Consider the following 22,755-nt stretch of genomic DNA (forward strand, 5'->3'; position numbering starts at 1 on the left):
CCGCAGACCGCGTGGCGCAATTCCTCCCCCTTTCCGTCTACCGAACGAGTACCGCCGTGTCCTTCTTTGCAAACGTGGAACTGGTCCCAGGCGACCCGATCCTGGGCCTGACCGAGGCGTACAACGCCGACAGCCGCCCGACCAAGGTCAACCTGGGTGTGGGCATCTACTACGACGAGAGTGGCCGCATTCCGCTGCTGCGCGCCGTCAAGCAGATCGAGCAGCAGCTCGCCGCTGAAGCCAAACCGCGCGGCTACCTGCCGATCGATGGCCTGCCGGCGTACACGCAGGCCACGCGCGAGCTGGTGTTCGGCAAGGATTCGCCGCTGCTGGCCGCCGGTCGCGTCACCACCGCACAGACCGTGGGTGGCAGCGGTGCACTGCGCGTCGGCGCCGATGTGCTGAAGAAGCTGCTGCCGCACGCCACCGTCGCGCTGAGCAACCCGAGCTGGGAAAACCACCGCGCCGTGTTCAGTGCAGCTGGTTTCGAGGTGGTGGAGTACACCTACTTCGACCCGACCACCCACGGCGTCAACTTCGACGCCCTGCTGGCCGACCTGGGCAAGCTGGAAGCCGGCACCGTGGTGCTGCTGCACGCCTGCTGCCACAACCCCACCGGTGCCGATCTCACGGTCACCCAGTGGAAGCAGGTCGCGCAGCTGCTGAAGGACAAGCAGCTGTTCCCCTTCATCGACATGGCCTACCAGGGCTTCGACAAGGGCATCGAGCAGGACGGCGCAGCGGTGCGCATCATCGCCGAAGCCGGCATCGACAGCTTCATCGTCGCCAACTCGTACTCCAAGTCGTTCTCGCTGTACGGCGAGCGCGTGGGTGCGCTGTCGATGGTGGCGCCGACCGCCGCTGACGCCAAGGCCGTGCAGTCGCAGGTCAAGCGTGTGATCCGCACCATCTACTCCAGCCCGTCCACCCACGGTGCTGCGCTGGTGGCCGGCGTGCTGACCAACCCGGAACTGCGCGCGATGTGGGAGCAGGAGCTGACCGAGATGCGCGAGCGCATCCACGCCCTGCGCCAGGGCCTGGTCGAGAAGTTGGCCGCTGCAGGTGCCCCGCAGTTCGGCTTCATCAACGAACAGGCCGGCATGTTCTCCTACTCCGGCCTGAGCCGCGAGCAGGTCGAGCGCCTGCGCGACGAGTTCGGCATCTACGCCGTCGGCACCGGCCGCATCTGCGTGGCCGCACTGAACCAGAACAACCTGGAATACGTCGCCAAGGCCGTGGCCACCGTCGCCAAGGGCTGAAGCAACACTGCAGTGGTTTGATCACAAAGGCGCCGCGAGGCGCCTTTGTTTTTTGCTCTTGCTCTTGCTCTTGCCTTTGCCTTTGCCATTCCCGCCGCGCTCGCGGCGAACCCTGAAGCGCAGTGAGAGGGGCACCGTGGCCAGGACCGTGAGGCGCATGGATGCGCCGATCGAGCCCCCAGGGATGGGTTTACGGCGTGTCCTGGCCACGGTGCCCCTCTCGCTGCGCCTACATGAAGAGAAGGCGCCACGAGCGCAACGCATCTGGAAACGATTACGCCTCCCCGCGCTCACGCACGCGCTGGCCGGACCGGCGACAATAGGCGTTTTCCCGCTGCCGAGACCTGCCCGCTCATGTCCCGTACTTCGTTGACCCGCTTCCTGATCCAGGAACAGCACGCCGGCCGCATCAATGCCGACCTGCGCCAGCTGATCGCGGTCGTCGCCCGCGCCTGCACCAGCATCTCCATCGCCGTCAGCAAGGGTGCCCTCGGTGGCGTGCTCGGCGACGCCGGTACCGGCAACGTGCAGGGTGAAGCGCAGAAGAAGCTGGACGTCATCAGCAACGAGATCCTGCTCGAGGCCAACGCCTGGGGTGGCCACCTGGCCGCCTGCGCCTCGGAGGAAATGGACCACAGCCAGCCGGTGCCGGACATCTATCCGCGCGGCGATTTCCTGCTGCTGTTCGATCCCCTCGATGGCAGCTCCAACATCGACGTCAACGTCTCGGTCGGCACCATCTTCTCGGTGCTGCGCTGCCCGACCAACGTCGAACTGCCGGGCGATGACGCGTTCCTGCAGCCGGGCAGCAAGCAGATCGCCGCCGGCTACTGCATCTACGGGCCCAGCACCCAGCTGGTGCTGACCGTCGGCCATGGCACCCATGCCTTCACCCTCGACCGCGAGAAGGGCGAGTTCGTGCTGACCACCGAGAACATGCAGATTCCGGCGGCCACCCAGGAATTCGCCATCAACATGTCCAACCAGCGCCACTGGGAAGCGCCGATGCAGTCCTATGTCGGCGATCTGCTGGCAGGCAAGGAAGGCGCGCGCGGCAAGAACTTCAACATGCGCTGGATCGCCAGCATGGTGGCCGACGTGCATCGCATCCTGACCCGCGGCGGCATCTTCATCTACCCGTGGGACAAGAAGGATCCGTCCAAGGCCGGCAAGCTGCGCCTGATGTACGAAGCCAACCCGATGGGCCTGCTGGTCGAACAGGCCGGTGGCGCCGCCTGGACCGGCCGCGAGCGCATCCTCGACATCCAGCCCGACCAGCTGCACCAGCGCGTGCCGGTGTTCCTCGGTTCGCGCGAGGAAGTGGCCGAGGCCGTGCGCTACCACCACGCGCACGACGACGCGCAGGGCTGAGGCAGGTCCTCCGACAGCGGTCGTGGCAGAACGATGACATGACCGTGGGGTGACACCGAGGGCGGCAAACGGCACCATCAAGCCGTTGCCGCCTAAGGAATGCACGCATGCACGAGCAGGGCCCGGTCGATTTCATCGAAGTCATCCACAACGCCGTCCCCAGCGAGGTCTGCGCGGCGATCGTTGAGCGCATGCGTGCGACGCGTGGCCTGCTGCCCGGTGCGGTGGGCAGTGGCGTGTTCCCGGAACTCAAGCACAGCAAGGATCTGCGCATCAGCGGCCTGGACGGCTGGCAGGATGTGGACCATCAGCTGCAGCATGCGGTGTTCAATGGCCTGCTGACTTATCTACGCCGTTATCCACAGGCGTTGATTGCACCACTGATGTTGCAGATCCAGGACAGCAACGGCCAACCGCGACGCCTGTCTGCCGAGGACTTCCCCGACATGCCGCCACAACAACTGGCGGATCTTGCGCGGACCTGCCTGCGTCCCGGCGCCATCAACCTGCAGTGGTATGCGGCGGGCGAGGGTGGTTACCCCTACTGGCACTGCGAGCTGTACCCGAAGGACCCGCAGGCCGAGACCCTGCACCGGCACGTGCTATGGACGCTGTACCTCAACGACGGATTCGAAGAGGGGGAAACCGAGTTCCTGTTCCAGGGCCGCAAGATCGCGCCGCGCACCGGCAGTCTGCTGATTGCGCCGACGGCGTTTACCCACACCCATCGTGGCAACCGGCCGCAGGGCGGTGACAAGTTCATCGCAACGAGCTGGATCCTGTTCCAGAGTGCGCAGAAGTTGTTTGGAGGGTAGCGTCGTCGTAGCGTCGAGCTTGCTCGACTGAACCTGGAGCGACGTCGAGCAAGCTCGACGCTACCGTGGGCGACGGCGATAGAGGATGCCGCCTGCTACGGCACCGAACACCGCCACACCGAAACCAACGAGCTCTTCTTCTCCAAGCGCGTCGCCGGAGATCAGCTTGCCGCCCGTCAGCAACAGAACGTTCAACGGAAGCATCCACAGGAACGCGATGCCCAGCCAGTAGATGATCTTCATGTCATGTGCTCACGGGTCCGGATACATCGACTTGAACCAGTAGGCGGATCTGTTCCGCATCCAAGGGCTGAATTCTTCCGTCTCCAATTCCCGCAGCTGGCGCATGTCGATTCCATAGCGTTGGAGCAGCGAAATCAGCTCTCTCATACCCTCCTCATCCACAGCCGACGGATCAACAGAGACGTTGATCGTCCTGAGGAACCCTTCGACAGACACCACGCCCGGAATCTGGTTCAACCTGGAGAAGAACGCATCCTCGTCCAGTCGTGAGTAGAACCTCAGGGAATCAATTTCTATTTTCAGCATTGCCAGTCGCCGCAGAAGTGATTGCATGCAGGCAGTTCCACCCGGCTATCGGGTGGGACCAAAGGATCGCCAGAGATTACTGTCGCCGCCTTGCCAGGCACTGAGCTTCTCGACTGGGACTTCCCTGAGTTGACAGGTGAACTGGAGATAGAAGGAACGGTCTTCTTTTCGATAACTATTCCACCCGACAGCCGTCACTTTGACTTCCATCCGACTATCGCGCTTATGCGTCTGACGTAGTTCTACGTCGACTGAATCGGACAGCCAGTAGTCTCCCTTGTGCACAAAGCCCACGCCGCCACTGGTGAGGCGTGCATCCACTACCTCTGGCGTCCCTTCCAGCGAAGGCGTGTATCCCTTCAGGCTGCCGGTGATCTTGGTGTACTGCTGGGAGTCGATCGCGCCTGGCGACTCCGAGAAGAGGCGCAGCAGAAGGAGGGTGTCCGTGCCGTTGCGCACCCTCTGACCTGTATTCGCCACCCACAGTCGCTGTTCGAATTCGTCCAGGCCAGCCGGCATGTCAGTGACGATCGCGGCCTGCGGAACGACGATGCATTCGTGCAGGGCGCGAGCCTCCACCTGTGCGCTCGCAAGGTAGAGAAGGAGACCACTGGCGTGGAAGCAGTGAGTGCGTTTCATCATGTACAGCACGTTCGTGCGGATTCAGTTGCGCGAACGTCTGGAGGGGTGTGCCTGTTCGAAGGGGGATGCCTCCGGATCATGCACTCCCGTCCATGCATCAAGCTGCTCCAGAGACAATGGCTGGGCTCTCAGATGCTCTGACACCGTGGTCGGTTCCTCGCACTCTCCCGGCCATTGCAGTGGGCTTGCAGAGCGAAATGTTGCGTCGACCTGGATCTCGGCACCGGCGTCTCCGATGGAGACTACGCTCACCTGCCCTGCGACCGCCACTCCGTAGCAGCCCGTCTTTCCGGCAAACGCGCTGGACCCTCTGCTATGGAACATCCGTACTCGATCATTTGGGACAGAGAACCGGTCGCCTGCTTTCGCATCAGCGGGGAGCTGGATCGTGAGCTTGCTGAAGGTGGAACGGTCGGTCCTCCACGACGAGCGGAATCGTCTCAGCCCGATCACTCGGCTGTCCCCGGCAACGATCTGGTGACAAGCGAAGAGCCGCTGGCGCGGCTCGACCGTAAGGCAGGCGGGGTCGCGCATGGCAGCGTCTTCAACCACAAACGCACGGGCAGCCTCTGCATCGGTACCACAGAAAAGCAGAAACGCACCACAGCTGAAGGCATGTGAGCGCTTCATGTGCGAACCGATTCGTCGTCAAGCGAACGGCATCGCACTGTAACGGATCCTGGGTCATCCATCTGCATCCCTCCCTGGCCTGCAGGCCATCCGGCCAAGCGCAGATTGTTGCCGGTAAGGAGGGCAGCGGTCCAGCGTTCTAGAACAGGCTTCCCTGCGGCGAATCCTTCTTCGGCGGCAACGGCTTCAGGAACCGGCTGCAATCCAGCTTCGGCCAATGGCTGTTCTGTGCATTGAACCCGAGACGCTTTCGCGCCAGCTTGAAGCGGTTGTTCAACAGATCGGCATACACGCCCTGGCCGCGCATGCGCGTGCCGAACTGGCTGTCGTAGTCCTTGCCGCCACGCAGCTGCTGGATGGTGCTCATCACATGCGCGGCGCGATCGGGGTGGTGGGTATCCAGCCAGTCGCGGAACAACGGTGCCACTTCCAGCGGCAGGCGCAGCAGCACGTAGCCTGCGGTGCTCGCACCTGCGTCATGTGCAGCCTCCAGCACGGCTTCCAGCTCGCTGTCGTTGATCCACGGGATCACCGGCGCCACCATTACACCGACCGGAATGCCCGCTTCATGCAGGCGCTTCATCGCACGCAGCCGTGCATGCGGTGCCGACGCGCGTGGCTCCAGCTTTGCGGAGAGATGCGGGTCCAGCGAGGTCACAGAGAAATGCACGCTGACCAGGTTCTCCGCCGCCAGCGGTGCGAGCAGATCGATGTCACGCTCGACCAGTGCGTTCTTGGTGATCAGCGAGAACGGATGCTTGGTTTCCAGCATCACTTCGATCAGCTGGCGGGTGAGCTTGAACTTGCGTTCGATCGGCTGGTACGCATCGGTGTTGATGCCCAGCGCGATCGGCTGTGGCACGTAGCCCGGCTTCGACAGTTCCTTGCGCAGCAACTGCGGCGCATTGGTCTTGGCGAACAGCTTGGTCTCGAAGTCCAGGCCCGGCGACAGGTTCAGATAGGCATGCGAGGGGCGCGCGAAGCAGTAGGAGCAGCCATGCTCACAACCGCGGTACGGATTCACCGATTGGCTGAAGCCGACGTCCGGCGAGGTGTTGCGGCTGATGATGCTGCGCGCGGTCTCGGCACGAACCTCGGTGCGCAGGCGTGGGGCGAGGAATTCTTCGCTCTCGTCCACGGCCCAGCCATCGTCCACCGCCTCGCTGACGGTGCTTTCAAAGCGCCCTGCAAGGTGGGACGTGGAACCTCGGCCCTTGATCGCGATACCCATTGCGGCAAGGTACGCCGTGGCTGTCTCAATGGCTGCGACGGTCGCCTGAAGGGTTCAGGACGGTGCTGAGCCGAGCATGGGCTCGGCTCTACAGTTGATGCAGGCACCTCGTAGAGCCGAGCCTACGCTCGGCTGCAATGCATCAAAGCAGCGCGAGGTACCCGCGCACCGTGGCATCCAGCCCGTCATACAGCGCTTCGCCGATCAGCGCGTGGCCAATCGACACCTCCAGTACCTCTGGCACGTGGGCCAGAAAGTCACGCAGGTTGTCCTGCGACAGGTCGTGGCCGGCGTTGACGCCCAGTCCCACCGCCTGCGCGCGGCGTGCGGCGGTGGCGAACAGCGCCAGCATCGCCTCGGCGTCGCCGGCGGCGTGCGCTTCGGCGTAGGGACCGGTGTACAGCTCGACGCGGTCGGCACCCACCTCAGCGGCCTGCTCCAGCAGTGGATTGCCCGCGTCGACGAACAGGCTGACCCGGCAGCCCATCGCTTTCAGTTCGGCCACCAGTGGTCGCAGCCGCTCACCGTCGCGCTCGAAGTCGAAGCCATGGTCGGAGGTGATCTGCCCATCGCCATCCGGCACCAGCGTGGCCTGCGCCGGGCGGGCCTGCGCGCACAGCGGCAGCAGCCCCGGGTAGCCCCCGCGCGGCGGCGCGAACGGGTTGCCTTCGATGTTGAACTCGACACCCCGCGCGCGGGTCAGCGTGGACAGCGCCAGCACGTCCTCGGCGGTGATATGGCGGCGGTCCGGCCGCGGGTGCACGGTGATGCCATGCGCACCGGCATCCAGGCAGGCCTGGGCGGCACGTACCACGTCCGGTTCGGCGCCGCCGCGCGAATTGCGCAGGACGGCGATCTTGTTGACGTTGACGCTGAGCTGGGTCATGGAACGGAACTACTTGGAAAGAGGGGACGGATCGTGGTCGTTGGCGTCGTCATTGCGGCGGGCCCGGGCCTGTTCGCGCAGGCGGCGCAGCTCCTCGACATCGACAAGGGTGGCAGGGTCGCGCTGAAGGTCGCCGAAGCGGGCCACATAGCGGCCGCGCACCCAGGCCAGCAGGAAGGCGAGGGCGGCCAGCAGGCACAGGGTCATCAATGCGGCGCTGGGGGTCTTCAGCGCGAAGGCGAAACAGCCCAGCGCCAGCAGCAGGTACAACCAGTACATAGTCGGGCTCCCCGGATGATCGCCGCAGTGTAGCGCTGCGTCAGAGCAGCGGCGAGGCCAGCCGGGCGAAGGCCTCGGGCAGGCGGTGCAGCCACAGCGAACGGCCGGCCTGGTCGTGTACGCGGGTGGCGCGATCGAACTCTCCCTGCAGCAGCCCGGCCAGGGCGGCGACGCGGTCACGGTCGCTGATCATCATCGACAGCTCGAAGTTCAGGCGGAAGCTGCGGTGGTCGAAGTTGGCGCTGCCGACGATGCAGACGTCGTCGTCGGCGATGAAGGCCTTGGTGTGCAGCATGCGCGGGCCGTACTCGTAGATCTTCACCCCGGCGTGCAGCAGTTCGTCGAAGTAGGAGCGCGCGGCCTGGGTGACGAACCAGGAGTCGCTCATCTTCGGTACCAGCAGGCGCACGTCCAGTCCGCCCAACGCCGCCGAGGTCAGCGCCATCCGTGCGGCTTCGCCGGGCACGAAGTACGGCGTCACCAGCCACACCCGCTCGTGTGCTTCCTGGATGGCCGCCACGTGCAGGCGGTGGATGGTTTCCCAGCCCGAGTCCGGGCCGGAGACCAGCACCTGGGCGTTGATCGGGCCATCCGCGCGCAGTGGCATGTCGGCCGGCCAGAGGCGGGCGATGTCGAAACGCGAGTGGTCCTGGCCACTGGCGTAGAGCCAATCCTCGGCGAACACCAGCTGCAGACTGCGCACCACGTGGCCGCCGATGCGCATGTGCAGGTCGCGGTAGGCGTCCGGCCTGCGGCTCTCGTCTTCCTCGTCGGTGATGTTGATGCCACCGGTGAAGGCCAGCCGGCCATCGACGATCACCAGCTTGCGGTGCGTGCGCAGGTTCAGCCACGGCCGCTTGAACGGCTTCAGCAGCTGCCGCGGATGGAACCAGACCGCCTCGCCGCCGGCATCGACCAGAGGCTGCAGGAAGCGGCGGGGCAGAGCGGAAGAACCCACTGCATCGAGCAGCAGGCGCACCTGCACGCCGGCCCGCGCGCGCTCGACCAGGGCGTCGCGCAGGGCGGTACCGGCATGGTCCGGATTGAAGATGTAGTACTCCAGGTGCACATGATCGCGAGCCTGTGCCACCGCTTCCAACAGTGCGGCGTAGGTAGCGGCCCCGTCCACCAGCCAGGTCACTTCGGTGGCGCTGCTCGGCGCCAGGCCCGTGGTCGCCTGCGCGATCTTGGCCAGCTCGGTGCAGTCGGCATCCGGTGGGCAGACATCGCTGTAGTGCTCCATGCCCGAACGGGCGCGTCCGCGGCGCAGCCGCTGCCGCTTCACCTTCTGCGGGCCCAGCAGGTAGTAGATGAACAACCCCAGGTAGGGCAGCAGCGCCAACGACAGGATCCAGCTCAGCGTGGCGACCGGCTCGCGCTTCTGCAGCATGATCCAGCCGGCCAGCGCGAACAGGTACAGCAGGTAGGCCACCGCCAGGATCGTGCCGAGGTGGGCAATGCCATCGAGCCAGTGACGCAGGGAGTCGAAGAGGGCGAGCATCCAGCGATCATAGCGGGCGAGTGCCACCTGATGGGGTCAGATCCCTTTTCCTGCGGAAAAGGGATCTGACCCCGGGAAGCAAAAAAAAGACGCCCCTGTTTCCAGGGGCGTCTGCAGTCGCGTCATGACTGTTGTGTTGCGGTGTAGCGATTACTGCTGCACAAAACCGATCTTCTTCATCTGAGCATTCTTCGCGGCGGCCAGAACCTTGGCCATCACGTCGTACTCGGAATCAGGGCTGGCGTCGATGCGCAGTTCCGGCTGGTTGGTCGGGTCCTTCTGGACCTCGTTCTCCATCCGCTGCTGCAGCTCGCTCGCATTGATCGGGCTGTTGTTCCACGAGACCTGGTTGCTGGCGTCGATCTTCAGCTCGATCGGCGGCGGCGGTTCGACCAGCTGCGGCGGTGGGTTGAGCACGCGCTGCGGCAGGTCCACGGCGATCGGGTACGTCATGATCGGCGCGGTCACGATGAAGATGATCAGCAGAACCAGCATCACGTCCACGAGGGGCGTGACGTTGATGTCTGCCATGGGGCCCTTGCCACCACCACTACTGAATGCCATGGCTTACTGCCCCTTCTCTTTGGTCGCGACGAAGCCCACGTCCAGCATGCCCTGTTCCTGCGCGATCTTGGTCATCTCGTTGATGACACGCATCTTGGTGGTGCGGTCACCACGCAGGTTCAGCGGCGGCTGCGGGGTCTGCTGGGCGGCGGTCGCCAAGCGCGACTCGAGAGTCTGCTTGTTGATTTCTTCGTCGTTCCAGTAGATCGAGCCATCTTCCTTGACTGCCAGGGTGATGGGCCCCTTTCGGTCGTTGGTGTCGTCCGGCTTCTGGACCAGGTTGGCCTCCGGCAGATCCACCTTGACCTTGTGGGACATCAGGGGCGCCGTGATGATGAAGATGATCAGCAGCACCAGCATCACGTCCACGAGGGGCGTAACGTTGATGTCGGCCATGGGGCCGCCGCTGTTACCACTACTGAAAGCCATAACGGGCTCCGTCTAGATCGTGTTGACTACGTTCTCGCTGGGTACAGCGCGTCGCAATTAGCGGACGCGCGAACCGGTGGCGAAGAAGTCGTGCAGGTCGTGCGCGAAGGTATCGAACTTGCTGATGGTCGCGCTGTTGATCTTGCTGAAGAAGTTGAAGGCGAACACGGCCGGGATCGCGACGAACAGACCGATCGCGGTCATGATCAGCGCTTCACCCACCGGGCCGGCAACGGCGTCGATCGAAGCGGAGCCGGTGGCACCGATCTTGATCAGCGCGCCGTAGATGCCCCACACGGTACCCAGCAGACCGACGAACGGAGCGGTCGCGCCGACGGTGGCCAGCAGGGTCATGCCCGACTGCAGCTTGTTGCTTTCGCGGGTCACGGCCTGACGCAGGGCGCGGTCGACGAACTCCGAACGGCTCAGGTTCTCACCGACGCCGCCGGTGGCACCGCCTTCAGCACGCTGGTGGTGGGCAGCTGCCTGGGCAGCGTCCAGGGCGATCTTCGAGAACGGCTCCGAAGCCGGCTGCTCTTCCATCGCACGGATGGCGTCCTGTGCGTTCGGGGTATCCCAGAACAGGCTGACGACGCGATCAGCGGCGCTCTTCAGGCGGGTGGCACGGAAGATGTTGATGACGGTCCAGTACCAGGACATGGCCGACATGACGACCAGGGTCAGCAGCACGACCCAGGAAACCGCGAAATCACCCGGCTTGGTGGTCATTTCGTGGATCAGGTGCTCGAAGCCCATCTGCGACAGGGCGTTGGACGGATTGCCCCCGGCAGCAGCGGCGATGAAAATTTCCTGCAGCATGACGCTTACCTTTGTTGTGTGTGGTGATAAAGGGTGTAGCTAAGCTAAACAATCGAACTGGGAGCGGGGGTGGCCAGGAGGCCACCCGGGCGCATCAGTTCAGCGCAAAGTTGACCGGGACGCGAACGCGACCTGCCGCCTTCTTACCGCCAGATTCAGCGGCGTTGAAGCGCCACTTGCGAGCCGCTTCCATCGCGGCACGGTCCAGGTCGCGGTTACGGCTGGACTTTTCCACCGTGACATTGGTGACGTTGCCGCTGGCATCGACATCAATGATCAGGATCACTTCGCCCTGGATACCAGCGCGGAAGGCTGCCGGCGGGTAGCGCGGCGGATTCATGGCCTTCGACGAGATGTCCACGCTGGCCTCGATCGAGGTCGCAGGTGCCGGCGGCGCGGGGGGCGACGGCGGGGTGACGATATCGCTCGGGCGCGGCTCCGGCACGTCCACCACCGGCGCCTGCGGCGGCGGCGGGACCGGCGACGGCTTCGGCGGCGACAGATTCTTCACCGGCGGCGGCGGAGTATCGGTCGGCGGCGGCGGCGGCGGCGGCGGGGGCGGCGGCGGCGGCGCATCGACGATGGTCACCATGACGTTGCGCTCCTTCTCAGCCACGGCCTTGGGAGCCACGGCGGGAATGAGGAGCATCATGAAGGCGGCCAGATGCAGGGCAATTACAAACGCGATGCCGACGATGCGAGGCCAGCTCAGCCCCTTGTCATCGGGTTGTTCGTACCGGTGAACGACTAGTTGTTCCGTCATGCGCCAAGAGCTCAATAGTGGGGCCGGGATGCCGGGGGCGGAATCCCTGATCAGCGGTGCATGACACCGCAGGAACCTCCAAGCTTATACCAATCCTGAGCGCCTGCGCATCAACTGAGCAGGCATTCAGGCGTTATTCCTACTTACTTCAGGTTGATGATTTTCTTGGCATCAGCCTGGTTCTTCACACCCTTCGCCAGCGCCTGCTGGGCGGCCTGCTTGGCCTCCGGGATGCGACCTTCGGCATGCAGGACGCGTGCCAGGTTCAGGTAGGTCTCACCGTCCTTGGACAGCGGGGCAGCCTTCTGCCACGCATCGATCGCCTGCGGCACCTGGTCGGAGTAGTAGTAGGACTGGGCCAGGGCCAGGTAAACCTGGTAGTCCGGCTTCAGGATGCCCTTCTGCAACCCTTCGTTGATGACCGCGATGACGTCCTTTTCCTTTTTGTCGGTGTTGGCATAGATGGAGTACAGCTGCTTGTACTCGCGCTCTTCGGTGAGCTGGCCGCTGCTGCGCAGCTTGTCCATCACCGCGGCCGCCTTGTCCATCTGGTCGGCCTGCATGTACATGCTGGCCAGGTTCAGCTGGGCCTTCTTGTCGTTCGGGTTCTTGGCGGCCAGCGCCTCGGCTTCCTTGACCGCTTCACCGGACTGGCCGGCTTCGGACAGGGCCGCCATCAGCAGCTGGTTCCAGTTGTCCTTCGGTTCGGCCGAACCGGCGATGGCCTGCTTCAGCACCGGGATCGCTTCCTGGTAGCGCTCCAGCTGGTACAGCGCCTGGCCCTTGGCGATCAGTTCTTCCGGCTTGGTCGACTTGCTCTCGGCGAAGTACTTGTCGAGGGTTGCCAGGCCTTCGGCGGTCTTGTCTTCCTGCAGCTCCAGCTGGCCCAGCATCAGCATCGACTGGAAGTGGCCGTTGTTGTCCAGCCCGCTGAACTGCAGCACCTGCTTCAGATAGGCGATCGCCGCCGGGGTGTCGTCGGTCTGGTAGGCGGCCTGCGAGGCCAGCTGCGCGGCCAGCGACTTGTCGTACTCGTTCGCGGCGCTGTCAGCCAGGATGGCGTCGGCCTGGGTGCGGGTCTCCGGGAACTTTTCCTTGTTGTAGCTGTCGATCATTTTCTGCAGCTTGCTGCCCATCTTGGCCGAAGCCTTGACCGTCGGCTCCTGGCGGGTCGCGTTCGGGTACAGCGCCTCGGCCTTGGCCTGCTTGCCGCCGCGGTTGCCGCGCTCGGAGGAGCGCGAGGACTGCGCGAAGGCATCGGTGACCACGGCGCCGGTCAGGGCGGTCGCGACGAGGACGGAAAGCACAGCTTTGTGGTTACGGAAAATCATCGTTCACCTCGATCGAACCGCCGGTTAGCGGCAAAGTCGGACTGTCAGAAAAATCTGAGCCGCCAAACGTATCAGAAACAGATGGCGTGAGAAATCGTTTTATGTGCTGCAATACAGCATAGAACTGCGCACTCATCCGCACTTTGGCCGTAGCCCGGCCGCCTGCGCCTGCTGATAGACCGGCGTCAGGGCCGGGGCATCGCGTCGCAGTTCCTGGATCCGGTTGGCCGGATCAGGGTGGGTGGACAGCCATTGCGGGCTGCGGCCGCCGCTGGCGGCCATCATGTTCTGCCACAGGTCGACTGCCTGCGCCGGATTGAAACCGGCCTGGGCCATCAGCCGTTGGCCGATCACGTCAGCCTCGCTTTCCTGGGTGCGTGAGCCGGGCAGCAGGAAGGCGGTCTGCGCGCCCATGCCGCCGAGCTGGTTGACGGTGCTGGCAGCGCCTTCGCCGTAGGCTGCACCGGCCAGCGCACCGAGCACGGCCAGACCGGTCTGCGCGCCCATCTGGCGGGTGATGCGTTCTTCGTGGTGACGGGCGATGACATGGCCGATTTCATGGCCGATCACGGCAGCCAGCTGGTCCTGGTTCTTGGCCACGGTGAAGATGCCGGTGTTCACGCCGACCTTGCCCCCGGGCAGGGCGAATGCGTTGGGTTCCTTGTCGACGAACACCGCCGTCTCCCACCGTACGCCACGGTATTGAGGCGGCAACTGCGCGACCAGGGCATTGACCACGCACTGCACATAGCCGTTCTGGCGGCCGTCGGTGCTGATCTTTTCCTTCTGCTTGGTTTCGGCAAAGGCCTGTGCGCCGAGCTGGTCCAGCTGTGCCTGCGACACGCCACCCACCATCTGCCGGCGCCCGGTGGGGGAAGTGGTGGTCGCGCAGGCGCTGACCAGGGTGGTGATGACAAGGGCCAGCAGCAGTTGTTTCATGGAAGCTCCCCCGTGTTCATATGCGCAGTGTGTAGCGTAGCGGCTTAATCTTTCGTCAAGCGGACGCGGCGTTACGTTGACCCCAGGAACACCATCGCGGCAAGGGCAACCGCATTGTTCAAGGCATGCGCGGTGATCGCCGCCCACAACGTGCCGGTACGCTGGTAGAGCCAGCAGAACGCAGCCCCCATGCCACCATAGACCAGCCACAGCTGTGCGATTTCGGCTGGGCCATTGGCACTGGTGCCCGGGATCTCATGGATCAGGGCGAATGCCAGGCTGCTCAGTACCACGCCCAGCCACGGGCGCCCGGCCTTCCACAGGCGGCCAAACAGCACGCGGCGGAACAGCAGTTCCTCGTAGGCCGGCGCCAGTACCACCGCGAACAGCACCAGGAACAACGGGAAACGCGCGATCGCGCTCTGCATCAGCGCCAGATTGGTGGGGACCGGCTCGATGCCGAACTGCTTGGCCAGGAAGGCGATGCCGTTGCTGCCGAGCACGATCAGGGTCGCCACCAGCAGGGTCCAGCCCCAGGTGGATGGGCGGCGCAGCGCCTGGCGCGACGCCCGGCGCTCGGCGGCGTTGGCTGGCCGTCGCCAGAAGTACAGCAGCAACGCGGCACCACCGGTGGCGAACAGCGCCATGAGAATCTGCGCAAGCGCGCCAGGCTGGCCCAGTGTCGCCGCGACCGGACCGGCGTCGGGTGTTCCTCCGCTGGCCTGCGCATTGGCATAACCAACCACCACGCCACGGTAAAGGCCCCACAGCAGGCCGCTGATCAGGCTCAGGCCGAACAGGGTGACAGCGGCGATGCCCAGGTCGATGAAAAACCCCGCCAGCGGTGAAACGACACGCGGCGCGGCCGAGGCCGGCGGAATCGGGGGCGGGGCGGAAACCGGGGCGGATGCGGACATCAGGTACCTGCGTTCAAGGATCGAAGGCCGGCGCGCCTCCCCGCGCACCGGCCATCACCGGATTGTGTCAGATATCCAGGTTGGCGACCTTCAGGGCGTTGTCCTCGATGAAATCGCGACGCGGTTCGACGACATCGCCCATCAGGGTGCTGAAGATCTGGTCGGCTGCGACAGCGTCTTCGATGCGCACCTGCAGCAGTCGGCGGGTTTCCGGGTTCACGGTGGTGTCCCACAGCTGCTCCGGATTCATTTCACCCAGACCCTTGAATCGCTGGATCTGGCGGCCGCGCTTGGCCTCTTCGAGCAACCAGTTCTGCGCCTTGGCAAAGCTGTCCACTTCGATCGACTTGGCGCCGCGGGAGATCGTGGCGCCTTCGCGGACCAGGCCATGCAGCAGCTTGGATGCCTGGTGGATCGCGCGCAGTTCGCCGCTTTCGAAGGCCGACATCGGCAGCACCTGGATGTGCTGTTCGCCCATGTGGCGACGGGTCACCAGCACGGCGGCCGGGCGCTCATCGTTGGCTTCCTGCAGCTCCAGGCTGAAGCGCGGGCTGCCCAGGCTGCCCTGGTTGAGGCGCTTGGCCAGTGCATCCAGGCCTTCGCCTTCGCCGGCATTGCGCAGGCTCTCCAGGTCCATCGGCACGAAATCGACCAACGCTTCGAGCAGGTTGCGGTCGTAGCGGTGCGCGTTGCGCTCGATGGAATCGAGGGCTGCGGCGTAGGCCAACAGCAGCTTCTCCAGTGCCAGGCCTTCGATGCCCGGTTCGCCGGTGGCCGGCACCAGTGCAGCGTTTTCCACTGCGCTGCTGGCCAGGTAGCTGTCCAGCGCCGGGTCGTCCTTCAGATACAGCTCCTGCTTGCCCTGCTTGATCTTGTACAGCGGCGGCAGGCCGATGTAGACGTAACCGCGCTCGATCAGCTCCGGCATCTGACGGTAGAAGAACGTCAGCAGCAGGGTGCGGATGTGGGCGCCGTCGACGTCGGCGTCGGTCATGATGATGATCTTGTGGTAACGCAGCTTGTCCGGGTTGTACTCGTCACGGCCGATGCCGGTGCCCAGCGCGGTGATCAGCGTACCGACCTGGTCGGAGGACAGCATGCGGTCGAAGCGCGCGCGTTCCACGTTGAGGATCTTGCCGCGCAGCGGCAGCACCGCCTGGTTCTTGCGGTTGCGGCCCTGCTTGGCCGAGCCACCTGCCGAGTCACCCTCGACGATGAACAGTTCGGACAGCGCCGGATCCTTTTCCTGGCAGTCGGCCAGCTTGCCCGGCAGGCCGGCGATATCCAGCGCACCCTTGCGGCGGGTCAGGTCGCGGGCCTTGCGGGCGGCTTCACGTGCACGCGCGGCGTCGACGATCTTGCCGGCGATCGCCTTGGCTTCGTTCGGGTTTTCCTGCAGGAACTCTTCCAGGCGCGCACCAAAGGCGTTTTCCACCGCCGGGCGCACGTCGGAGCTGACCAGCTTTTCCTTGGTCTGGCTGGAGAAGCTCGGGTCCGGCACCTTCACCGACAGCACCGCGATCATGCCTTCGCGCATGTCGTCGCCGGTCAGGTTGATCTTGGCCTGCTTGGCGATGCCGTTCTGCTCGATGTAGTTGTTGAGCACGCGGGTCAGCGCACCGCGGAAACCGGCCAGGTGGGTACCACCGTCCTTCTGCGGGATGTTGTTGGTGAAGCAGTACATCGTCTCCTGGTAGGAGTCGGTCCACTGCAGCGCCACATCCACCACGATGCCATTGTGCTCGCCGGTAACCGAGATGACATTCGGGTGCAGCGGGGTCTTCAGCTGGGCCAGATGCTCCACGAAGCTGCGGATGCCGCCTTCGTAGTGGAAGTCATCGCGACGGCCATCGCCACGCTCGTCGGCAAGGACGATCTTGACGCCGGAGTTCAGGAACGACAGCTCGCGCAGGCGGCGGGCCAGGATGTCGTAGTGGAATTCCACGTTGTCGTGGAAGGCGACGGTCGACGGCCAGAAGCGCACGGTGGTGCCACGCTTGGTGGTGGCTTCCAGCTTGGCCAGTGCGGTTACGGCGGCGCCGTTGCTGAATTCCTGCTGGTAGTGGGAGCCGTTCTGGAACACGTCCACCAGCAGCTTCTGCGACAGCGCGTTGACCACGCTGACGCCGACGCCGTGCAGGCCGCCTGAAACCTTGTAGCTGTTGTCGTCGAACTTGCCGCCTGCGTGCAGGACGGTCATGACCACTTCGGCGGCGGACACTTCGCGACCGAGCTTGGCGCTCATCTGCTCGTGCTTGCCGGTCGGGATACCGCGGCCGTTGTCGGATACCGAGACCGAGCCGTCGGCGTGGATCGTCACTGCAACGTGGTCGGCATGGCCGGCCAGCGCTTCGTCGATCGAGTTGTCGACGACCTCGAACACCATGTGGTGCAGACCGGTGCCGTCATGCACGTCGCCGATGTACATGCCGGGACGCTTGCGGACAGCCTCCAGGCCTTCCAGGGCGGTAATGCTGTTGGCGTCGTAATTGCCGTTGTTTGCCGGGGTGTTCTGTTCGTCGCTCATTGCGCTTGCCGTAGGCTCCGCAGGTCGGCCACCGCTTGGAGCGATGCGCCGAGAATGAAAGGATTCCAACCCGAATTATACCAGCCGGGGTCGAGCGGCCCTGGTGTGCCCACTATGGCACAGCCACGATCTGTGCATGTTCCACGTGGAACCGGGCGATGTGGGTCAGTTCTTCCAGCGCCGCCGGCGTTTCGGTGGCGGTGATGAAGATCTGTGCTGGGCCATTGAGCAGGCGCTCAAGTACCCGCGCCTGGTGGGTGCGATCCAGCTCCGAGGCCAGATCGTCCAGCGCGATCACCGGCCATTCGCCGCGCTGCTCGGCATAGTCTTCGGCCTGCGCGAGCAGGCAGGCCAATGCCGTCAGCTTGGCCTGGCCCCGGGACAGCGCATCGCGACCAGGAATGCTCTTGAAGTCCACGCTCCAGTCCGCCCGGTGCGGGCCGACCGAGGTGTAGCCAGCCTGGCGGTCGCGTTTCCGCGCCAGAAGCAGGGCGTCGGCCAGCGGCAGTTCATGCCGCCGCCATCCAGGACTCAGTTCCAGTCCCTGGATGCCGAGTTGCGGCGCCAGACTGGCGGCCAAGGCCACAGTGCGCTGCTGCAGACGCTCCAGGTAGTGCTGGCGGCGGCTGGTCAGTGGTTCTCCGGCCTCGGCCAGCTCGTGATCCCAGGTATCGAGCATCCGCGACGGCCCGCCCTGCTTGAGCAGGGCATTGCGCTGCTTCAGCGCCCGGGAGTAGCGGCGCCACAGGGAAAGAAAATCCGGTTCCACGTGGAACAAGCCCCAATCGAGGAAGCGGCGGCGGGGTTCGCCACCACCACTGACCAATGCATGGCTCCCAGGCTCGAACGTCACCACGGCCAGCGCGGCGCAGAGATTGCCCAGCTGCGCGACATCTTCGCCGTCCAGCCGCCCCTTCCAGTCCTGGCCACTGTGGCGCAGCCCGGCCTTTCGCCGGTGGGGTGGGTGATCGGCACGCTGTTCGTCCCATTCCACGAAGATTTCCAACGCTTCCTGGCCCTGGCGCACCAATCCATCGCGGACCCGGCCACGGAAGCTGCGTCCATAGGCCATCAGATGCAGGGCTTCCAGCACGCTGGTCTTGCCGGCACCGTTGTCGCCGGTCAGCAGGTTCAATCCCGGCTGCGGCAACAGGTCCACCGCACTGAAGCGACGCAGTTGGTGCAGGGCGAGGCGGCGGATAAGCATGGGGCGCGAAAGACCATCCGCACGAGGCGGTAGCGGGGCAGGGAATCCATCAGCTTACTGCATCGGTCAAGCCGACCGCGCTGCGCCAGCTGCAAAGCGAAGGAGAAGCCTCTGTGCGGCAAGCGATCGCACGTTCCACGTGGGGCCACGCCATCCGCTTGGCCCTCTACAGGCCTGGACGTGGCCTAAATCCCTTCAATTCTGTCGAGGGCAGCAGGGCTTCTACCCTCAGATTTCAACGATTTCAGGGCCTTCGCACAGGCGTGAGTGCGAGCTTCGGCGGGGGTGCGGTCGGATGACCCCGCAGATTCCTTCAAATCTGCGATCCAGTGTCCTGGAGGGTTCCACAGATTTCAAAAAATTCAGTCCCTTCGTTTCACGCTGTCCACAGCGGGCCTGTATGACTTATACACAAGGTATGGGCAATCTGTGGATAAAAAAGCCCTTTTGCCTGCCGCGGAAAACTATCCACAGGTTCCCCCCCAGCCAGAGGGGCCTCTATACAGGGGGTTTCAGCTGTATAAATTCCTTTTAAATCATGCAGATAACTGGTTTTTCCACGAAATCTGCCTCTACCATCACCACCATGCTTTAGATTTATACCCAGATTTAGAAGCTAGGCTTGGCCTGATCCGCCCCGAATCAATCCTGTGGACAGAGGCGTTTGCAGAAGCAGCGGGGATCGCAGCATCAGCAGCCCGCCGCTTCGCCAATCCAGCCAGATCTGGCCAAATGCCCCACGTTGAGAATCCAGGTACTGACGCTTCCGATCAAACCTGAGGCGTCAGCGAGCATTGGCTGCAATCGCTGGTCCCAACACTCGCCATCAATCGTGTTGAAGGCGGGGGAAGAGGGGACCAACGAGCAGGAGGACGTTCCTCCAAATGGATGCTGTTCGACGCCTTGCTGCGATGCTCCACGTGGAACAAAAAAAACGCCCGGGAAGATCCCGGGCGTCGTTCGGTTCCACGTGGAACAGCGCTGCTGTCAGAGACGCAGCGGCATGACCACGTGACGCGACTTCTCGCTGCTGGATTCACGCACCAGCGCGGAGGAGTTGGAGTCGCGCAGCTGGATGATGACTTCCTCGTCGCGCAGCGCGGACAGGGCATCCAGCAGGTAGTTCACATTGAAGCCGATGGCCAGATCGCTGACCGTGGTGTCGGCCTCGATCTCTTCCTGGGCTTCTTCCTGCTCCGGGTTGTGCGCACTGATCTTCAGGTTGCCCGGCGAGACTTCCACGCGGATGCCGCGGTACTTCTCGTTGGACAGGATCGCGGCACGCTGCAGCGAGGCACGGAGGGCTTCGCGATCCACCTTCACTTCACGGTCGGCACCGATCGGAATCACCGCTTCGTAATCCGGGAAGCGACCGTCGATCAGCTTCGAGGTGAAGGTGACATCGTCGCGCTTCACGCGGACGTGGCTGCGGCCGACTTCCAGCTCGATCTCGCGATCACCGCTTTCCAGCAGGCGCTGCAGCTCGGTCACGCCCTTGCGCGGCACGATGATCTGGCGCTTGGAACCGCTGGGCTTGGCCAGGTCGGTTTCACACAGGGCCAGGCGATGGCCGTCGGTGGCGACGGTGCGCAGCGCATCGCCGCGCAGGTCGAACAGCAGGCCGTTGAGGTAGTAGCGCACGTCCTGCTGGGCCATCGCGAACGCGGTGCGTTCGATCAGTTCCTTCAGGGTCGCTTCGCCGATGGCCACGCGCTCGGTGGCTTCCACTTCGTCCACCGACGGGAAGTCGTTGGAAGGCAGGGTGGCCAGGGTGAAGCGGCTGCGGCCAGCCTGCACGGTGATCTTGTCACCGGTCTGCGAGACGGTGATCCGGCTGCCGTCGGGCAGGGCGCGGATGATCTCGAACAGCTTGCGGGCGGGAATGGTGGTTTCGCCGTCCTGGGCATCTTCAACCGCGATCCGCGACACCATCTCCACTTCCAGGTCGGTACCGGTCAGCGACAGCTGGCCGTTCTGCACCTGGACCAGGAAATTGGCCAGAACCGGAAGGGTCTGGCGGCGTTCGACCACGTTGACGACCTGTGCCAACGGCTTGAGAAAGGCTTCGCGCTGCAGTGTGAAACGCATGTGGTTCCGTGCCCCTATGCTTTAAAAAATGTGGAATAAATCAAAAGCTTGGTGGTGCTGGTAGAGACAGAATCGCTGGAAAACAACGCTAAGTCTTTGTAAATAAAAGAATTTCAGACCTCGAAACCCTCTGTATTACCGACCCCCAGGGGGTGGGGAAAGCTGTGGATAAATTCCGCGCGATTTCAAACGCCTTTTTTATCCACAACGTGTCCCGCGCTTGCTACCGGATTCTGCACCGTTTTGTGCGATGACGCCTCATCGGCATCCGTGCATCATTCGCTCAGCTTCCGGATCAGCTTGTCCCAGTCCTCGCGGAGCTTGCCGTCGGTTTCCATCAGGGTGCGGATCTGGCGGCAGGCGTGCAGCACCGTGGTGTGATCGCGACCGGCAAAGGCATCGCCGATCTCGGGCAGGCTGTGCTCGGTCAGTTCCTTGGTCAGGGCCATGGCGACCTGGCGGGGACGGGCCAGCGAGCGGGTCCGACGCTTCGACAGCAGATCCTTGATCTGCAGGCCGTAGTAGTCGGCAACGGTTTTCTGGATGTTGGGAATGCTGATCGCCTGCTGCTGGGCGCGCAGCAGGTCGCGCAGGGTTTCCTGGGCGAATTCGGTGGTGATCGCGCGGCCGGTGAAGTTGGCGCGGGCGGTCAGGGTATTGAGCGCGCCCTCGAGGTCGCGCACGTTGGAGCGCATCTTCTTGGCGATCAGGAACGCAACATCATCGGGAATCTCGGCACCGCGTTCGCGCGCCTTGGCCAGCACGATCGCGGCGCGGGTCTCGAAGTCCGGCGGTTCGATCGCGACCGACAGGCCCCAGGCAAGCCGCGACTTCAGGCGCGCTTCCAGACCCTCGACCTCGCGCGGATAGCGGTCGCAGGTCAGGATGATCTGCTGCTTGCCATCGAACAACGCGTTGAAGGTGTGGAAGAACTCTTCCTGGGTGCGGTCCTTGCCGGCGAAGAACTGGATGTCATCGATCAGCAGCGCGTCCACCTGTTGGAACTGGCGCTTGAACTGATCCATGGTCTTTTCCTGCAGGGCTCGGATCATCGCGCTGAAGAACTGTTCCGAACGCAGGTACAGCACCTTCGCGCCCGGATTGGCCTGGCGCATGGCGTTGCCGGCGGCGAACATCAGGTGGGTCTTGCCCAGGCCGGTGCCTCCGTACAGCAGCAGCGGGTTGTGCGCGCGGTCGCCGGGCTTCTGCGCTGCCTGGAAGGCGGCGGCCAGGCCCAGCTGGTTGCTGCGGCCTTCAACGAAGTTGGCGAACGTGTAGTGATTGTCCAGGTTGCCGGCAAACGGCACCTGCGGTTCGCTGGAAACATGCGCCGATGGCGTGGAAACCGGCGCGTTCTGCGCCTCCACGGGGCGCGGACGCGAGCCGATTTCAAGAAAAACGTCGCTGAAGCCGGCGAAATGCGCCAGCAGTTCGCGGATCCGGACCAGATACAGCTCGCGGACCTGGTCGACGATGAAGGCATTCGGTGCATACAGCACCAGGCTGTCCACGCGCAGATCGGCCTGCAGCGGCTTCAACCAGGTATGAACGTCTTCCGGCGGGAACTCCGCTTCGAGGCGCTCGAGACTACGGGACCAAGCATCCATCAGCAATAATCGTCCGGTGGCCGGGGCGTGGACGCGACAAGGCGCCCAAACACAGGCCGGAAAGGGGGGAAATGGATGGCTCAGACTACCACCGAGCGCCCGCCTTCGGAATGCTTGTCCCCTACTTATTCACAAAAACATCCACAGCTATTGCACAGCCCAGTGAATTCGCGTAGCTGCCAGGGGTTGACTTGGGGCGGGGTACCTCTCTAGAATTTCCGGTTCTTTCCGTCCCATTCATACGAGAGGCCCCCAATGGCCACGAAGCGCACCTACCAGCCCAGCAACCTCAAGCGTAAGCGCGACCACGGCTTCCGTGCCCGTATGAAGACCGCTGACGGCCGCAAGATCCTGTCGCGTCGCCGCGCCAAGGGCCGCAAAGTCCTGAGCGCCTGATTGCC

Annotated in this window: 24 protein-coding genes; 6 read left to right on the forward strand and 18 right to left on the reverse strand. The window is 64.0% G+C overall.

Annotation, left to right across the window (positions count from 1 at the left end; all coding sequences use genetic code 11):
- Nucleotides 1–56: 56 nt before the first annotated feature.
- The 3 genes from D7T59_RS09160 (at nucleotide 57) to D7T59_RS09170 (ending at nucleotide 3,445) form a co-directional block, all read left to right on the forward strand.
- Complete coding sequence (locus D7T59_RS09160; RefSeq protein WP_106549157.1) at nucleotides 57–1,259, forward strand: amino acid aminotransferase; 1,203 nt, start codon at nucleotides 57–59, stop codon at nucleotides 1,257–1,259.
- A 354-nt stretch (nucleotides 1,260–1,613) separates the two neighbouring features.
- Nucleotides 1,614–2,630: a class 1 fructose-bisphosphatase gene (locus D7T59_RS09165; RefSeq protein ID WP_180851874.1), complete on the forward strand. Its 1,017-nt coding sequence runs from the start codon at nucleotides 1,614–1,616 to the stop codon at nucleotides 2,628–2,630.
- A gap of 107 nt (nucleotides 2,631–2,737) precedes the next feature.
- Nucleotides 2,738–3,445 carry a 2OG-Fe(II) oxygenase gene (locus D7T59_RS09170; RefSeq protein ID WP_180851876.1) on the forward strand — a complete coding sequence of 236 codons (708 nt, stop codon included), beginning with the start codon at nucleotides 2,738–2,740 and terminating at the stop codon, nucleotides 3,443–3,445.
- Between the two features lie 60 nt (nucleotides 3,446–3,505).
- On the opposite strand, the gene D7T59_RS09175 is transcribed toward D7T59_RS09170, so the two are convergent.
- Genes D7T59_RS09175 through D7T59_RS09185 form a run of 3 tightly spaced genes read right to left on the reverse strand, consistent with a single transcriptional unit; the run spans nucleotide 3,506 to nucleotide 4,633 of the window.
- A complete protein-coding gene (locus tag D7T59_RS09175) occupies nucleotides 3,506–3,688 on the reverse strand; it encodes a hypothetical protein (RefSeq protein WP_234367974.1) in 183 nt (60 codons plus the stop codon).
- A gap of 9 nt (nucleotides 3,689–3,697) precedes the next feature.
- Nucleotides 3,698–4,021, reverse strand: a complete 324-nt coding sequence (locus D7T59_RS09180; RefSeq protein WP_180851878.1) for a hypothetical protein — start codon at nucleotides 4,019–4,021, stop codon at nucleotides 3,698–3,700.
- Between the two features lie 18 nt (nucleotides 4,022–4,039).
- Nucleotides 4,040–4,633: a hypothetical protein gene (locus tag D7T59_RS09185; protein ID WP_180851950.1), complete on the reverse strand. Its 594-nt coding sequence runs from the start codon at nucleotides 4,631–4,633 to the stop codon at nucleotides 4,040–4,042.
- A 318-nt stretch (nucleotides 4,634–4,951) separates the two neighbouring features.
- Here D7T59_RS09185 and D7T59_RS09190 point away from each other — a divergent pair, with 318 nt between their 5' ends.
- Nucleotides 4,952–5,257, forward strand: coding sequence for a hypothetical protein (locus D7T59_RS09190; protein ID WP_138970112.1), 306 nt, complete (start codon nucleotides 4,952–4,954; stop codon nucleotides 5,255–5,257).
- 148 nt (nucleotides 5,258–5,405) lie between these two features.
- Here the strand turns inward: D7T59_RS09190 and D7T59_RS09195 are convergent, their stop codons facing one another.
- The 13 genes from D7T59_RS09195 to recF form a co-directional block, all read right to left on the reverse strand.
- Nucleotides 5,406–6,497 carry a PA0069 family radical SAM protein gene (locus D7T59_RS09195; protein WP_111113897.1) on the reverse strand — a complete coding sequence of 364 codons (1,092 nt, stop codon included), beginning with the start codon at nucleotides 6,495–6,497 and terminating at the stop codon, nucleotides 5,406–5,408.
- A 142-nt stretch (nucleotides 6,498–6,639) separates the two neighbouring features.
- The gene (locus D7T59_RS09200) at nucleotides 6,640–7,383 is read right to left on the reverse strand and encodes a pyridoxine 5'-phosphate synthase (RefSeq protein WP_180851880.1); all 744 of its coding nucleotides are present in this window, start codon (nucleotides 7,381–7,383) and stop codon (nucleotides 6,640–6,642) included.
- A gap of 9 nt (nucleotides 7,384–7,392) precedes the next feature.
- Nucleotides 7,393–7,662 carry a hypothetical protein gene (locus tag D7T59_RS09205; RefSeq protein WP_180851881.1) on the reverse strand — a complete coding sequence of 90 codons (270 nt, stop codon included), beginning with the start codon at nucleotides 7,660–7,662 and terminating at the stop codon, nucleotides 7,393–7,395.
- Between the two features lie 40 nt (nucleotides 7,663–7,702).
- The gene (gene cls / locus D7T59_RS09210; protein WP_180851883.1) at nucleotides 7,703–9,163 is read right to left on the reverse strand and encodes a cardiolipin synthase; all 1,461 of its coding nucleotides are present in this window, start codon (nucleotides 9,161–9,163) and stop codon (nucleotides 7,703–7,705) included.
- Nucleotides 9,164–9,313: 150 nt separating this feature from the next.
- Nucleotides 9,314–9,727 (reverse strand): ExbD/TolR family protein, encoded by a 414-nt coding sequence (locus D7T59_RS09215; RefSeq protein WP_032129281.1) that lies wholly within the window; start codon nucleotides 9,725–9,727, stop codon nucleotides 9,314–9,316.
- 3 nt (nucleotides 9,728–9,730) lie between these two features.
- Nucleotides 9,731–10,156 carry an ExbD/TolR family protein gene (locus D7T59_RS09220; RefSeq protein WP_012509603.1) on the reverse strand — a complete coding sequence of 142 codons (426 nt, stop codon included), beginning with the start codon at nucleotides 10,154–10,156 and terminating at the stop codon, nucleotides 9,731–9,733.
- Nucleotides 10,157–10,213: 57 nt separating this feature from the next.
- On the reverse strand, nucleotides 10,214–10,975 hold the full coding sequence (gene exbB / locus D7T59_RS09225; protein WP_004132614.1) for a TonB-system energizer ExbB: 762 nt from the start codon (nucleotides 10,973–10,975) through the stop codon (nucleotides 10,214–10,216).
- Between the two features lie 94 nt (nucleotides 10,976–11,069).
- A complete protein-coding gene (locus D7T59_RS09230; protein WP_049429181.1) occupies nucleotides 11,070–11,738 on the reverse strand; it encodes an energy transducer TonB in 669 nt (222 codons plus the stop codon).
- A 143-nt stretch (nucleotides 11,739–11,881) separates the two neighbouring features.
- Complete coding sequence (locus D7T59_RS09235; protein ID WP_180851885.1) at nucleotides 11,882–13,069, reverse strand: tetratricopeptide repeat protein; 1,188 nt, start codon at nucleotides 13,067–13,069, stop codon at nucleotides 11,882–11,884.
- Nucleotides 13,070–13,201: 132 nt separating this feature from the next.
- On the reverse strand, nucleotides 13,202–14,008 hold the full coding sequence (locus tag D7T59_RS09240) for a M48 family metallopeptidase (protein ID WP_010487422.1): 807 nt from the start codon (nucleotides 14,006–14,008) through the stop codon (nucleotides 13,202–13,204).
- A gap of 71 nt (nucleotides 14,009–14,079) precedes the next feature.
- A complete protein-coding gene (locus D7T59_RS09245) occupies nucleotides 14,080–14,925 on the reverse strand; it encodes a CPBP family intramembrane glutamic endopeptidase (protein WP_164137082.1) in 846 nt (281 codons plus the stop codon).
- 67 nt (nucleotides 14,926–14,992) lie between these two features.
- The gene (gene gyrB / locus D7T59_RS09250) at nucleotides 14,993–17,452 is read right to left on the reverse strand and encodes a DNA topoisomerase (ATP-hydrolyzing) subunit B (protein ID WP_164137083.1); all 2,460 of its coding nucleotides are present in this window, start codon (nucleotides 17,450–17,452) and stop codon (nucleotides 14,993–14,995) included.
- A 112-nt stretch (nucleotides 17,453–17,564) separates the two neighbouring features.
- Nucleotides 17,565–18,659, reverse strand: coding sequence for a DNA replication/repair protein RecF (recF, locus tag D7T59_RS09255; RefSeq protein ID WP_180851886.1), 1,095 nt, complete (start codon nucleotides 18,657–18,659; stop codon nucleotides 17,565–17,567).
- Between the two features lie 429 nt (nucleotides 18,660–19,088).
- On the opposite strand from recF, the gene D7T59_RS21190 reads away from it, so the two are divergent.
- Nucleotides 19,089–19,439 carry a hypothetical protein gene (locus tag D7T59_RS21190; RefSeq protein ID WP_180851888.1) on the forward strand — a complete coding sequence of 117 codons (351 nt, stop codon included), beginning with the start codon at nucleotides 19,089–19,091 and terminating at the stop codon, nucleotides 19,437–19,439.
- 207 nt (nucleotides 19,440–19,646) lie between these two features.
- Here D7T59_RS21190 and dnaN read toward each other — a convergent pair whose 3' ends face one another.
- Nucleotides 19,647–20,747, reverse strand: coding sequence for a DNA polymerase III subunit beta (gene dnaN / locus D7T59_RS09260; protein ID WP_005411731.1), 1,101 nt, complete (start codon nucleotides 20,745–20,747; stop codon nucleotides 19,647–19,649).
- Between the two features lie 275 nt (nucleotides 20,748–21,022).
- Entirely contained in the window at nucleotides 21,023–22,354 is a 1,332-nt protein-coding gene (gene dnaA / locus D7T59_RS09265; protein WP_180851890.1) for a chromosomal replication initiator protein DnaA, read from the reverse strand.
- 255 nt (nucleotides 22,355–22,609) lie between these two features.
- Here dnaA and rpmH point away from each other — a divergent pair, with 255 nt between their 5' ends.
- On the forward strand, nucleotides 22,610–22,750 hold the full coding sequence (gene rpmH, locus D7T59_RS09270; protein ID WP_005411729.1) for a 50S ribosomal protein L34: 141 nt from the start codon (nucleotides 22,610–22,612) through the stop codon (nucleotides 22,748–22,750).
- Nucleotides 22,751–22,755: the final 5 nt, after the last annotated feature.

This window comes from Stenotrophomonas maltophilia (assembly GCF_013464915.1).
Taxonomy (GTDB): domain Bacteria; phylum Pseudomonadota; class Gammaproteobacteria; order Xanthomonadales; family Xanthomonadaceae; genus Stenotrophomonas; species Stenotrophomonas maltophilia_AT.

Coding starts and splice junctions, on each gene's coding strand:
- gyrB (WP_164137083.1), bottom strand. CDS start 17,452: ATGAGCGACGAACAGAACACCCCGGCAAACAACGGCAATTACGACGCC.
- D7T59_RS09240 (WP_010487422.1), bottom strand. CDS start 14,008: ATGAAACAACTGCTGCTGGCCCTTGTCATCACCACCCTGGTCAGCGCC.
- D7T59_RS09195 (WP_111113897.1), bottom strand. CDS start 6,497: ATGGGTATCGCGATCAAGGGCCGAGGTTCCACGTCCCACCTTGCAGGG.
- D7T59_RS09230 (WP_049429181.1), bottom strand. CDS start 11,738: ATGACGGAACAACTAGTCGTTCACCGGTACGAACAACCCGATGACAAG.
- rpmH (WP_005411729.1), top strand. CDS start 22,610: ATGGCCACGAAGCGCACCTACCAGCCCAGCAACCTCAAGCGTAAGCGC.
- D7T59_RS09175 (WP_234367974.1), bottom strand. CDS start 3,688: ATGAAGATCATCTACTGGCTGGGCATCGCGTTCCTGTGGATGCTTCCG.
- D7T59_RS09200 (WP_180851880.1), bottom strand. CDS start 7,383: ATGACCCAGCTCAGCGTCAACGTCAACAAGATCGCCGTCCTGCGCAAT.
- D7T59_RS09220 (WP_012509603.1), bottom strand. CDS start 10,156: ATGGCTTTCAGTAGTGGTAACAGCGGCGGCCCCATGGCCGACATCAAC.
- D7T59_RS09180 (WP_180851878.1), bottom strand. CDS start 4,021: ATGCAATCACTTCTGCGGCGACTGGCAATGCTGAAAATAGAAATTGAT.
- D7T59_RS09235 (WP_180851885.1), bottom strand. CDS start 13,069: ATGATTTTCCGTAACCACAAAGCTGTGCTTTCCGTCCTCGTCGCGACC.
- D7T59_RS09185 (WP_180851950.1), bottom strand. CDS start 4,633: ATGAAACGCACTCACTGCTTCCACGCCAGTGGTCTCCTTCTCTACCTT.
- exbB (WP_004132614.1), bottom strand. CDS start 10,975: ATGCTGCAGGAAATTTTCATCGCCGCTGCTGCCGGGGGCAATCCGTCC.
- D7T59_RS09170 (WP_180851876.1), top strand. CDS start 2,738: ATGCACGAGCAGGGCCCGGTCGATTTCATCGAAGTCATCCACAACGCC.
- recF (WP_180851886.1), bottom strand. CDS start 18,659: ATGCTTATCCGCCGCCTCGCCCTGCACCAACTGCGTCGCTTCAGTGCG.
- cls (WP_180851883.1), bottom strand. CDS start 9,163: ATGCTCGCCCTCTTCGACTCCCTGCGTCACTGGCTCGATGGCATTGCC.
- D7T59_RS09165 (WP_180851874.1), top strand. CDS start 1,614: ATGTCCCGTACTTCGTTGACCCGCTTCCTGATCCAGGAACAGCACGCC.
- D7T59_RS09215 (WP_032129281.1), bottom strand. CDS start 9,727: ATGGCATTCAGTAGTGGTGGTGGCAAGGGCCCCATGGCAGACATCAAC.
- D7T59_RS09245 (WP_164137082.1), bottom strand. CDS start 14,925: ATGTCCGCATCCGCCCCGGTTTCCGCCCCGCCCCCGATTCCGCCGGCC.
- dnaA (WP_180851890.1), bottom strand. CDS start 22,354: ATGGATGCTTGGTCCCGTAGTCTCGAGCGCCTCGAAGCGGAGTTCCCG.
- dnaN (WP_005411731.1), bottom strand. CDS start 20,747: ATGCGTTTCACACTGCAGCGCGAAGCCTTTCTCAAGCCGTTGGCACAG.
- D7T59_RS09205 (WP_180851881.1), bottom strand. CDS start 7,662: ATGTACTGGTTGTACCTGCTGCTGGCGCTGGGCTGTTTCGCCTTCGCG.
- D7T59_RS09190 (WP_138970112.1), top strand. CDS start 4,952: ATGGAACATCCGTACTCGATCATTTGGGACAGAGAACCGGTCGCCTGC.